Origin of the sequence: Streptomyces sparsogenes (genome assembly GCF_001704635.1) — a bacterium.
GTDB lineage: Bacteria > Actinomycetota > Actinomycetes > Streptomycetales > Streptomycetaceae > Streptomyces > Streptomyces sparsogenes.
Genome location: NZ_MAXF01000008.1, coordinates 19,215 through 31,257, shown reverse-complemented (window position 1 = coordinate 31,257; position 12,043 = coordinate 19,215). Strand labels below are relative to the sequence as shown.

The 12,043-nt window shown below is 72.1% G+C and carries 9 protein-coding genes; 5 read left to right on the top strand and 4 right to left on the bottom strand.

Translation table 11 applies throughout. The features are described from left to right. Nucleotides 1-185 precede the first annotated feature (185 nt). On the top strand, nt 186-854 hold the full coding sequence (locus tag BBH68_RS00240; protein ID WP_065957948.1) for a TetR/AcrR family transcriptional regulator: 669 nt from the start codon (nt 186-188) through the stop codon (nt 852-854). On the opposite strand, the gene BBH68_RS00235 is transcribed toward BBH68_RS00240, so the two are convergent. Both BBH68_RS00235 and BBH68_RS00230 read right to left on the bottom strand, forming a co-directional pair. Then, on the bottom strand, nt 839-1,105 hold the full coding sequence (locus BBH68_RS00235; protein WP_141712940.1) for a hypothetical protein: 267 nt from the start codon (nt 1,103-1,105) through the stop codon (nt 839-841). The two genes, BBH68_RS00240 and BBH68_RS00235, sit on opposite strands and share 16 nt — an antisense overlap. A 105-nt stretch (nt 1,106-1,210) precedes the next feature. Next, nucleotides 1,211-1,486 (bottom strand): hypothetical protein, encoded by a 276-nt coding sequence (locus BBH68_RS00230; RefSeq protein WP_141712939.1) that lies wholly within the window; start codon nt 1,484-1,486, stop codon nt 1,211-1,213. A 184-nt stretch (nt 1,487-1,670) separates the two neighbouring features. Here BBH68_RS00230 and BBH68_RS00225 point away from each other — a divergent pair, with 184 nt between their 5' ends. After that, entirely contained in the window at nt 1,671-5,522 is a 3,852-nt protein-coding gene (locus tag BBH68_RS00225; RefSeq protein WP_065957942.1) for an nSTAND1 domain-containing NTPase, read from the top strand. Between the two features lie 15 nt (nt 5,523-5,537). Here BBH68_RS00225 and BBH68_RS00220 read toward each other — a convergent pair whose 3' ends face one another. Together BBH68_RS00220 and BBH68_RS00215 are read right to left on the bottom strand one after the other, a co-directional pair. Beyond that, on the bottom strand, nt 5,538-6,002 hold the full coding sequence (locus BBH68_RS00220; RefSeq protein ID WP_065957941.1) for a MaoC family dehydratase: 465 nt from the start codon (nt 6,000-6,002) through the stop codon (nt 5,538-5,540). Between the two features lie 151 nt (nt 6,003-6,153). Then, a complete protein-coding gene (locus tag BBH68_RS00215) occupies nt 6,154-6,813 on the bottom strand; it encodes a hypothetical protein (protein WP_065957939.1) in 660 nt (219 codons plus the stop codon). A gap of 199 nt (nt 6,814-7,012) precedes the next feature. On the opposite strand from BBH68_RS00215, the gene BBH68_RS00210 reads away from it, so the two are divergent. The 3 genes from BBH68_RS00210 (at nt 7,013) to BBH68_RS00200 (ending at nt 11,975) form a co-directional block, all read left to right on the top strand. Continuing rightward, nucleotides 7,013-9,829, top strand: coding sequence for a penicillin acylase family protein (locus BBH68_RS00210; RefSeq protein ID WP_065957936.1), 2,817 nt, complete (start codon nt 7,013-7,015; stop codon nt 9,827-9,829). A gap of 221 nt (nt 9,830-10,050) precedes the next feature. After that, a complete protein-coding gene (locus BBH68_RS00205; protein ID WP_065957934.1) occupies nt 10,051-11,085 on the top strand; it encodes a LysR family transcriptional regulator in 1,035 nt (344 codons plus the stop codon). Nucleotides 11,086-11,210: 125 nt separating this feature from the next. Further along, on the top strand, nt 11,211-11,975 hold the full coding sequence (locus BBH68_RS00200) for an SDR family oxidoreductase (RefSeq protein WP_065957931.1): 765 nt from the start codon (nt 11,211-11,213) through the stop codon (nt 11,973-11,975). The last annotated feature ends 68 nt before the right edge of the window (nt 11,976-12,043 follow it).

The window sequence follows — 12,043 nt, the reverse complement described above, 5'->3', positions numbered from 1 at the left end:
CTGCTCCTCTCCGCGGGCGTGGCCCTGCGCCCGGCCGGCCACGGCGCCCCACCCGCCCCACCCGAGGCGCCCGGCCGCCGCACGGAACCCTCGGCCGAGCCCCGCCCGGCCGAGCGGAGAACGGGCCCGGGATGATCCGCGAGACACCCCTAAGCGCTTGCTCACCGGCATGTAGGGTGTCCGCCATGGACGCGGAGGCGAGGAACACCGAGGGCACCCCGGAGGGCACCCCCGAGGCGTGGCGCGACATCATCCCCGACGCCGCCCGGCGGCTGATGACCGCCGCGGTGCACGCCTTCGCCGAGCGCGGCTACCACGCCACCACCACCCGCGACATCGCGGGCCGGGCCGGCATGAGCCCCGCCGCGCTCTACATCCACTACAAGACCAAGGAAGAGCTGCTCTACCAGATCAGCAAGGTCGGCCACCGGTCCGCCCTCGACATCCTGGAAGAGGCCAGGGACGCCGCCGGCACCCCCGCCGAACGGCTCGCCGACGCCGTGCGCTCCTTCGTCCGCTGGCACGCCGAGCACCACACCACCGCCCGTGTGGTCCAGTACGAGATCGGCGCGCTCGCCGAGGACCACTACGCCGAGATCACCGCGATGCGGCGGGCCTCGGAGGGCGCGGTGCGCGCGATCGTCGAGGACGGCGTCAAAGCCGGCGACTTCGACGTGCCCGACGCGCGCGGCACCACCGTCGCCGTCCTGTCCCTGTGCATCGACGTCGCCCGCTGGTTCAACCCCCGCGGCCGCAGCACCCCCGACGAGGTCGGCCGCCTCTACGCCGGGCTGGCGCTGCGCATGGTGGGCGCGGCGGGTTCTCCGCCGCCGGGGGATCAGGGCCACACGTAGAGGTTCCACCAATCGCTGCTGGACGAGCGCTGACAGACCCATTCCTCGTAGCCGAGGTCCTCCGCGGTCTGCTCGCAGTCGCGCAGGGTCTGGCACTGGGCGACAGGGCCACCCGGGCGGCTGATCACAGGGCTGCAGGAGCCTGTTGCGGTTTCTGCGGGGGCGGGTGCCGCCTGCGCGGCGGTCGCGGCACCGCCGGCCAGCAAGGCGGCCCCCATCACCACACCGGTGAGCCGGACTCGTGTACGCATGGAACCGTTCCTTTCGGATAGTGGGGCCGCGACCCCGGCATCGGAGTGTGGTGCGGGGGCCGCGGCGATCAGTCCGTTCAGGTGGCTTTCAGGGCGTCAGGTGCTTTACGAGTTGGTGTCCACGTACAGCCCCCAGGCGCTGCGGCTGGCGCTCCACCTGCAGTCCCACCAGCTGTAGGCGGAGTTCGCTCCGTCGGCCTCGCACGCCGAGAGCTTGGAGTACCAGCCGACGACGATGATGGCGGAGGTGGTGGGCGGCGCGGCGGCCGTCGTGTTGCCGGGGTCGAGGGACGCGGGTGCCGCCTGCGCGGTGGCGACGGCACCACCAGTCAGCAGGGCGGCTCCCATCACGGCACTGGCGAGCATGAGTCGAGTACGCATGTTTTCCCTTTCGAGTCGAAGTGGTGCTGGCGCTTGCATCACCGATTCCAGCGGGCCGCCTCAATGTTTGGCAGTGCCGTTCCGACGGCCAAACATTGGCTTGACGGGATCTCGCCGTCCGTCGTGGACGCGCTTACCGTGATCGTCGGCCTGTTCTGTGGGACTGGTTGAGGGGCGGGGGAGCATGGCGGGGCGTCGTGAAACGCCGGTGGATCCGAGCGCGGGGCCGGTGCAGCGCTTCGCGTTCGAGCTGCGGAAGCTTCGGGCGGAGGCGGGCGGCCTCACCTATAGGGCCATGGCTCAGCGCACGGGTTATTCGATCACGACCTTGTCGCAGGCGGCGGGCGGCGAGCGCTTGCCGACGCTGCCGGTGGCACTGGCCTATGCCCGGGCGTGCGGGGGCGACGGCGCGGAGTGGGAGGCCCGGTGGCGTGAGGTGGTGGAGGAACAGGCCGCCCGGACCGCCGAGGACGGCGCCGCCGAGGGCGCCGAGCCGCCGTACCGGGGGCTGGCCCGGTTCGAGACGGGCGACAGCGACAGGTTCTTCGGACGTGAGCGACTGACCCGTGACCTGCTGGACCTGGTGAGCCGGGAGCCGTTCTCGGCGGTGTTCGGCCCGTCCGGCAGCGGTAAGTCCTCCTTGCTGCGCGCCGGGCTGATCCCCGCCCTCCGCCAGGGCCAGGCGGCGGGGCCGCGGCTGGCGGCGATCCGGGTCCTCTCACCCGGGGAGCACCCTTTCGACGCCCACGCCCGTCTGCTCACTCCGGCTGGAACCGACGGCACCCCCGACACCCTCGTGATCGTCGACCAGTTCGAGGAGGTCTTCACCCTCTGCCAGGATCCCGAGGAACGCGCCCGCTTCATCGATCTGCTCCTCACGGCCCGCCGGGCCGACAGCCGATTACGCGTACTGATCGCGGTCCGGGCCGACTTCTACGGCCGCTGCGCCGAGCAGCGTGACCTCGCCGACGCCCTGCGCGACACCACGCTGCTGCTCGGACCCATGACAGCGGTCGAGCTACGGGAAGCGGTGGTGAAGCCGGCCGCGGCCCGCGGGCTGATCGTGGAGCAGGCGCTGACCGCCAGACTGGTCGATGAGGTCGCGGGTGCGCCCGGCGGTCTGCCGCTGCTGTCACATGTGCTGCTGGAGACCTGGCTCCGCCGCCGTGGCGGCAGATTGACGCTGGAGGGTTACGAGGCCGCCGGTGGCCTGGACGGTGCGATCGCCAAGACGGCCGAGGACGTCTACGCCGGCTTCACCTCCCAGCAGGCGGATGTGGCCCGCGGCATCCTGCTCCGGCTGATCAGCCCCGGCGACGGAACCCCGGACACCCGCCGCCCCGCTCGCCGGGCCGAACTCGACACCGCCCGCCACCCCGAACAGACCACCCTGGTCGTCGAGCGCCTGGCCCGCGCCCGGCTGCTCACCCTCGACGGCGACACCGTCGACCTCGCCCACGAAGCGCTGATCACCGGCTGGCCCCGGCTGAACGGATGGATCGAGCAGGACCGCGAACGCCTGCGCATCCACCGCAAGCTGACCGAAGCGTCCACGGCCTGGGCCGAACTGGGCGAGGACAGCGGCGCGCTCTACCGGGGCACCCGCCTGACCCAGGCCGAGGAACACCTCGCGCCCGACGACCTGACCGCGGTCGAGCGGTCCTTCCTCACCGCCGGCATCGCCCACCGTGAGCGCGAACAGCGCTCGGCCGCCCGTACGGCCAGGCGCCTGCGCCGACTGCACACGGCCCTGTCCGTCGCCGCCGTCCTCGCTCTCCTCGCCGGCGCGCTCGCATGGCAGCAGAACCGGTCCCAGGAGCGCGAGCGCGTCCAGGCCCAGGCCCGCCGGGTCGCGGCACTGGCCGACAGCCTGCGCGCCACGGACCCCGTCACCGCCATGCGGCTGAGCGTCGCCTCCTGGACCCTGGCCGACCTCCCCGAGACCCGCTCCGCGCTGATGGCAGCCGTGGCGCAGCCGGAGCAGGACGCCTTCACCGATCCCGATCCGGATCCCGCCGCCGTGCGTTACCTCAGCCCCGATGGCCGCAGGCTGGTCAGCGTCGGCGCCAAGCGGGTGGTGCTGTGGGATGTCCGCACCCACCGGCGCACCACCACGTTTCCGGGGCTGGGCGACAACCTCGCGCATGCCGGGGTGATGAGCGCCGATGCCAAACGGCTCACCCTGCGGCTGGAGGACGGCAAGGTGCGCATCTGGGATGTGCGCTCAGGTCGTGTCCTGCCCGAACGGATGCCGGCGGACGACGGGGCCGAGATCAGCCCGAGCGGGCGCACCCTTGTGCTGTACAAGACCAAGAAGCCACAGAAAACGGTCCAGTTCCGGGACATCAGGACCCAGCGCGTGCTGCTGGACCGCCGTATGACTCGCCGACTGCCCGAGCTCGGCGCCGGGCAGACCTACCACGTGCCGGACTGGACGCTGCGACGGCTGCACCAGCAGCGCCTGGTCAGGAGGTATCCGCTGCCCGACGCGCAGGTGAGCCCGGACGACCGTCTGGTCTCCCTGTGTCTTCCCGGCGCCCGCCTGCAGATCTGGGATGTCGGCCGGCGGCGGGGACTGCGGACCCGGTGGGCCCCCGAAGTGACGGCGCGCAACTGCGCGCAGGAGGACTTCCAGTTCACCCCGGACAGCCGGCGCCTGGTCTTTCGCAGCGCCACCGGAGTCCGGAGGTGGGACATCGCTTCGGGGCGGGAACTGCCGGAGATCCGGCATGAAGGGCTGAGAGACCTCGTGTTCAGCGCGGACGGCAGGTTCATGGCCGCGACGGACGCCGACGAGGTGCTGCTGTGGCGGACCGATGCGCCCGCGGCTCCTGTGTTTCGGTATGCCCTCGCAGAGGAGGTGGTCACCGACCTCCGGCTGGATGTGGAAGAGCGCCGGATACGGTACTTCGCGGGCCGGTCCCAGACCGTGGTGCGCACTCTCGCCCTGGACGGCATCCTCGACGCTCGCTGGGAGAAACGGCCAGTGGTGGCAGCGTCCTTCAGCCCGGACGGCCGCGCCCTCGCCATCGCCCACCAGGAAACCGGCACCGGCCGCGCCCGCATTCAGCTACGCGATGGACGAGGCGGCAACCGGCTGGCTGTCCTGCCGTCGGCCGCCTGTCCGTCCCCTCCGGAGATGCCGAAGGCCCCTGTGCCGTGCCCCGTGCATCTCGCCTTCCGATCCGATGGACGTCTCCTCGCCTATGGCGTCAGCCACCCGGCGCTGTCCTTGCCTCGCGAGAAGGTGTCGCTATGGAATGTGCCGGCCCGGCGCCTCGCCGGCACGCTGCCGGTGACACGCACCGACCCGGACATCCCCGGCGCTCCGGGGAGCCCCGTCGCCGGGATCCTCTTCCACCCGGATGCGGGATCTCTGGTGATCTCCCGCATACCGGAGGACGAAGCGCTCGAGTTCTGGGATCTGGACCGCGAGTCCATGACCCGCGAGATTTCCGGCATCGGCGGTAAGGTCCTGGCAGCGGAACCCGGAGGACACATCATGGCCACCAGCCAAGACCAGTTCCTCGATCTGCGGTCCGGCCGCGTGACACGCAGGGCGCTCACACCGGGGGCGACGACGACACTGGCGTACAGTCCGGACGGAAAGTACCTGGCCGCGGGGGACGAATCCGGCCAGGTCACCATCTGGGACACCACCGCCCGGCAAGCCCTGGGAGCCCTCCCCGCAACCCCGGCCCGCGACGGCGAGCCCAGGAGCGTGCTGGCGCTGGCCTTCTCCCCCGACGGGCGCACTCTCGCGGCCGCGGGCAGGGACGGCACGCTGCGACTGTGGGACACCGGCTCCAAGCGGCCGCTCGGATCCTCATTTCCCACAGCGGGCGGCGCGGTGCTGGCCCTGGCCTTCGCTTCGGACGGCGGCGCCCTGTACGCGGCAGGCGAGCACGTACCGCTCCAGAGATACACGGTCGCCCCGCGGCAGGCCGCCACCGCCGTGTGCCAACGCGCCGGAGAGCTGTCGCGGGCCGACTGGAAGGCGCGCATCCCGGCGGTGCCGTACCACCGGGCGTGCTGATAGCCCCGGGGTGGCTCAGAGGTAGTACCGGGCCACGGACTCCGCCACGCACACCGGCTTGTCCCCGCCCTCGCGCTCGACGGTCACCACCAGCGTGACCTGGAAGCCGCCGTCCGCGACCTCGGTGACCTCGGCGACCCGGCCCGTGGCGCGCAGCCGGGAGCCGACCGGGACGGGGGAGGGGAAACGGACCTTGTTCACGCCGTAGTTGATCCCCATGCGCACGCCCTCGACGGTCAGCAGTTGGGGGGTGAAGGCGGGGAGGAGGGACAGCGTCAGATAGCCGTGGGCGATCGTGGTGCCGAACGGGCCGGCGGCCGCCTTCTCCGGGTCCACGTGGATCCACTGGTGGTCGCCGGTGGCGTCCGCGAACAGGTCGATCCGCTTCTGGTCGACCTCCAGCCAGTCGCTGGGGCCGAGGTCTTCCCCGACCGCCGACCGCAGTTCGTCGGGCGAGGTGAAGATCCTTGGCTCTGCCATCTCACGGCCTCCCGGGCGTCCGATCACTAAGCGACTGCTCAGCATGGACGGGCGGGGGCCGCCTGTCAACGAGCCCCGCCACGCCGGCCCGCGCGGCGGCGCGCCCGCCGGCCGGGCCGGCGGGCGCGTCCCGGCCCCGGTCATGGAGCGTTCACACCGTGGCGTACCGCCGGTGGTGTCGGACCGGCGCGGCGGCCGGGCGGGCGGGGTGGGCGGCCCGGCCGGACCTGGTGTGCCGGACGGCGGCCAGCGCCTCGGCGGTGAGCACCGGGACCGGGACCACGATGCCGCAGTCCCCGCACACCGGCCCCTCCCAGGGGTAGCGGCCGAGGTCGTCGTGCCAGGCCAGCCGGTCCTGGGCGCAGACCGGGCAGGACGACGCGGGCCCGGTCTCCATGGCGCGGATGAGGCGGGCCAGCACCTCCGCCAGGCGGCCGTCGGGGTGGGCCGACGGGCTCTCGCAGGGCAGGATGTCGCACCCGCCCCAGGTGTGCAGGTGCCAGTCGTCCACGGCGCTCGGCTGGCGGATGCCGTGGTGCTTCTCGCGCCGGCGCCGGGCCGCGAAGTCGGCCTCGTACCCCAGCCACAGGGCGCGCGCCTCCTCCAACTCCTCCAGGGCCGTGATCAGTCGTGTCGGTTCGGGGTGTCGGTCCTCCAGGGCGATCCCCGCCCGGGAGCACAGATGGTGCCATGTCGCCCGGTGCCCGTACGGGGCGAACCGTTCGAGGCATTTGCGCAGCGAGGTGCGGCGCGCGGTGATGTGCCTGCGTGGGTTGCGGACGTCTCGTGCGAGTGCTCTGAAACCGGCCATCTCTTTCCACCTCCGCGAGTGCGGACCCGACTCGTTGTGGAATGGACGTAACGGAGCGCGATCCGGATCCCCTCCGGGGCCCGAAAAACGGAAGGAACCTGAAAAACTCCAGATTCCCCGAAAGGTGACGGCCACTCATCTTCCGAGCAGGTCATACCGTCGGTAACCTCCGTCCCAACGGCACCCGGGAGGAGCGTAAATGCGACGACGAACCGGCAAGCTGACCTGTACCGCCATCGCCACCACCGCTGTACTGGCCCTCGGCGCCGCGCTGGCGGGGCCGCTCCCGCAGCCGGCGCGGGCGGAGCCGGCCGCCGCGGCCGTCACCGACTACTGCCGGGGGCAGTGCTCCGACATCCTGCCGCCGGGCCAGAACGGCAACGCCACGCTCGCCGACATCCTGGCCAACAAGGCGTTCGGCACCCGTCCCGCGCACAGCGCCGACCAGCTCGGCCCCTACAACAACCTGGTCGCCGGATATCCCACGCTCACCGACGACAAGCTGAGCGAGTTCTTCAACGACGCGTCCTTCGGGGTGCCCGCCGACCAGGTCGCCAAGGTCGACAAGCCCCGCGACGACGTGACGATCACCCGCGACAAGAAGACCGGGGTGCCCCACATCCAGGGCACCACCCGCGAGGGCACCGAGTTCGGCGCCGGATACGCCGCCGCGCAGGACCGGTTGTGGCTGATGGACCTCTTCCGGCACGTCGGCCGGGGCGAGCTGACCTCCTTCGCCGGCGGCGCCGAGGCCAACCAGGGCCTGGAGCAGAGCTTCTTCGGCCAGGCGCCGTACAAGGAGGAGGACTACCAGGCCCAGATCGACTACATCCTCGCCTCCCAGGGCGAGCGCGGCCGGCAGGCGCTCGCGGACGCCCAGGCGTACGTCGACGGCATCAACGCCTACCGCAAGCAGGCCAAGGACGGCCGCTACTTCCCCGGTGAGTACGTCCTCACCGGCAAGATCGACGCGATCACCAACGCGGGCGAGATCGAGCCCTTCAAGCTCACCGACCTGATCGCCCTCGCCTCCGTCGTCGGCGCCCTGTTCGGCAACGGCGGCGGGGGCGAGGTCGAGTCGGCGCTGTCGCTGCTCGCCGCCCAGCGGAAGTACGGCCTGGCCGAGGGCACCGAGGTGTGGGAGTCCTTCCGGGAGCGCGACGACCCCGAGGCCGCGCTGACCGTGCACGACGGCACCAGCTTCCCGTACGCCGCCAAGCCGGCCGACGCCAAGGGCACCGCCCTGCCCGACCCCGGCTCGCTCACCCCCGAACAGCTCGTCTACGACAAGACCGGCAGCGCGAAGACCGGCGCCACCAAACAGGTCAAGGCGCCGAAGAAGCTGGAGCCGCTGCGCGGCCTCTACGACGACGGCGTGCTGCCCCGCGACCTGTTCAGCCGCAAGCACGGCATGTCCAACGCGCTCCTGGTCTCCGGCAGGCACACCGCGGGCGGCCACCCCGTCGCCGTCTTCGGCCCGCAGACCGGCTACTTCGCGCCGCAGCTGCTGATGCTCCAGGAGCTCCAGGGCCCGGGCATCAGCGCCCGCGGCGCCTCCTTCGCGGGCGTGGGGATGTACGTCCAGCTGGGCCGCGGCCAGGACTACGCCTGGAGCGCCACCACCTCGGCCCAGGACGTCACCGACACCTTCGCCGTCGAGCTGTGCTCGCCGGACGGCACGGCCCCGGCCAAGGACTCGACGTACTACCGCTACCACGGCTCCTGCCTGCCCATGGAGAAGATCGAGCGTCGCAACGCCTGGAAGCCGACGGTCGCCGACTCCACCGCCGAGGGCTCGTACCGCATGCAGGTCTACCGGACCAAATACGGCCTGGTGACCCATCGCGCCACGGTCGGCGGCAAGCCCGTCGCGTACACCCTGCTGCGCGCCAGCTACCGCCACGAGGCCGACTCCATCGTCGGCTTCCAGATGCTGAACGACCCCGGCTATGTGAAGGACGCCACGTCCTTCCAGAGCGCGGCGCAGCACATCAACTACACCTTCAACTGGTTCTACGCCGACTCCCGGCAGACCGCCTACTACAACAGCGGGCTCAACCTGGTCCGCGCCGCCGACGTCGACCCCTCGCTCCCCGTCAAGGCCGAGCCGGCGTACGAGTGGCGGGACTTCGACCCGACGGTCAACACCGCCGCCTACGCCCCGCCCGCCCAGCACCCCCGGTCCATCGACCAGGACTACTACGTCAGCTGGAACAACCGGCAGGCCAAGGGCTACACGGCGGCCGGCTTCGGCAACGGCTCGGTGCACCGCGGGAACCTCCTGGACGACAGGGTGCGCGCCCTGGTCAAGAAGGGCGGGGTGACCCGTGCCGCGCTCACCCGCGCCATGGCCGAGGCGGCCGTCACCGACCTGCGCGGCGAGGACGTGCTGCCGGAGCTGCTGAAGGTGGTGCGCGGCGCGCCGATCACCGATCCGCAGACGGCCAAGGCCGTGCAGCAGCTCGAGTCCTGGCAGGCGGCGGGCGCCCAGCGGCGCGAGACGTCCGCCGGCTCGCACACCTATGGGCACGCCGACGCCGTACGGATCATGGACGCGTGGTGGCCGCTTCTGGTCGAGGCCGAGTTCAAACCTCAGCTGGGCGGCGAACTGTACGACGCGCTGCGCGCGAACCTGACCGTCGACGAGGCGCCCTCGGCCGGCCACGGGCCCACCGGCTCGCACGCAGGGTCCTCCTTCCAGTACGGCTGGTGGTCCTACGTCGACAAGGACCTGCGCGCGGTCCTCGGCGAGGACGTCAAGGGCCCGCTCGCCCGCGAGTACTGCGGCGGCGGTGACCTGTCCGCGTGCCGGGACGCCCTCCTGACCAGCCTCCGGCAGGCCGCGGCCAAGTCCGCCGCGGAGGTCTACCCCGGCGACGCCAACTGCTCGGCCGGCGACCAGTGGTGCGCGGACGCCCTGATCCAGCGGCCGCTGGGCGGCATCACCCACGACAAGGCGCACTGGCAGAACCGGCCGACCTTCCAGCAGGTCGTGGAGTTCCCCGCGCACCGCTGAGGGCGGCGCGCACGCCGCGCCCGCGCCGGGCCGAACACGGCCCGCGCGCGGGCGCGTTGCTGTCCGCAGCGGCCGGGGAAAAGCGCGAAGAAACGGTCGGTCGAATTACCGGATACAAATCTCGAGAATATCGCCGCTGTTCTCCGGATCAGTTTGCCGGAGGCCGGGGGGCTATGCTGCGGAGCCGGAATTCTCAGGTAATGTTGACGCGGAAGGCCGGTATGCCCTTAAACCCCCGCTGGCAGTACCCCACGGCACTGCTGGACACCACGATGGACCAGCTCCGCACGCTGCTCGCGGTCCACGAGGCGGGTACCGCACTGGGCGCGGCCCGGCTGCTGGGGCGGGAGCAGTCCAGCGTCCAGAAACAACTCGACACCATGAACCGGAACTTCGGCACGATGTGCGGTGAGCCGCTCGTGCTCAAGCGCGGCCGGAGCCAGAACGTGCTGTTCACCCCGACGGGGGAGACCCTGGCCGAACTCGCGCGCGACACGCTGAAGGACTGGCTGGAGTCGGTGCACGGCTGCCGCCGCCGGCTCGGCAGCCGGCTGAACGTGGGCTCCACCCGCTACACCCTCGGCTTCCTCCTCAGCGCCGTGGAGCTGGTCACCGAGGACTTCGATCGCCGTGGCGTGGAACTCAAGGTCGAGCACGTGCGCACCCGCGACCTGCTGGACCGGCTCGGCTCCAAGGAGCTCGACCTGGTCTGCGGCTCCGTGCTGACCACCGGGGACGGGGACGGCCGGCTGGACGGGTTCGAGGTGATGGAGTGGCGGCGCAGCGGCCTGTCGCTGGTCACCAACCTCCCCGAGGACGAGCTGCCGGGCCCCGGTCTTTCGGTCCGCGACCTTCCCGGGCTGCCGCTCGCGGTCTCCGCCGACGGGCTGATACCCGGCTTCCTGCGTGGCTGGTTCGGCGGCCGCTATCGCCAGGAGCTGAACATCGCGGCCGAGATCGACACCGTCCAGTACGGCCTGGAACTGCTCTCCTCGGGGGTGCTGCGCGGCTGTGTGCTGGTGACCCAGGGCATCGGCGAGGCGGTCGCCGACGGGCGGCTGCAGGGCGGCTCGGGGCTGCGGACGCTCCAGCTCGCCGACGACCTCGGACCGGATCTGGCGGTGCTGGTCGGGGTGTTCGTACGCGGCGGGGAGCGGGCCGCGTGGGACGCCGACCACCCGCTCAACGTCCTGTGGGGCGCCCTGGCGGGCGAGAACGCGCGCTGGCGCCGCGTCATGGGGAGCCGGGAGGAGTAGCGCTCCGCCTGGGTCACCGGCCCCCGTCGCGCCCCTTCCGTTCGCACATACCGACTGGTTAGTCTGCCGAGCAGCTGAGCGACGCCCGCTGGGCGACGCAGTCGACCCCGGCCGAAGGAGCATGCGTGGATACCGTGCGGGGAGCGCGAACCGTGGTCACCGGAGCGGGAGGCGGCATCGGCGCCGCGCTCGCCCGCCGATTCGCCGCCGAGGGCGCCCGTGTCGTGGTCAACGACCTCGACGCCGCCAAAGCGAAGGCGGTCGCCGAGGAGATCGGCGCGGTGGCCGTGCCGGGCGACGCCTCCCGGGTGGTGCCCGAGGCGCGGGCCGCGCTCGGCGGGGCCGTGGACATCTACTGCGCCAACGCGGGAGTCGCCCCCATCGGCGGCCCCGAGGCGGACGAGGAACTGTGGGCGGACGCCTGGGACGTCAACGTCATGGCGCATGTGCGGGCGGCCCGCGAGCTGCTGCCCGAGTGGCTGGAGCGCGGCAGCGGCCGCTTCGTCGCCACCGTCTCCGCCGCCGGCCTGCTGACCATGGTCGGCTCGGCCCCCTACAGCGTGTCCAAGCACGCCGCGTTCGCCTTCGCCGAGTGGCTCTCCACGACCTACCGCCACCGGGGCGTCAGCGTGCACGCGATCTGCCCGCAGGGCGTGCGCACCGACATGCTGCGCGCCACCGGATCCATCGGCGAGCTGGTCCTCGTGCCCAGCGCGATCGAGCCGGAGCGGGTCGCCGACGCCCTCTTCGAGGGAATCGAGCGGGACCGCTTCCTGATCCTGCCGCACCCCGAGGTCGCCGAGCACTACGCGGCCCGCGCGACCGACCCCGACCGCTGGCTGGAACGCATGAACCACATCCAGCGCAAGGTCGAGAAGGCCACCGGCTGACCCCTCCGCCACACCCCTCCCCGCCGCACCCCGCCGCGTCCTCGCCGCACCCCCGCCGCCCACCACCC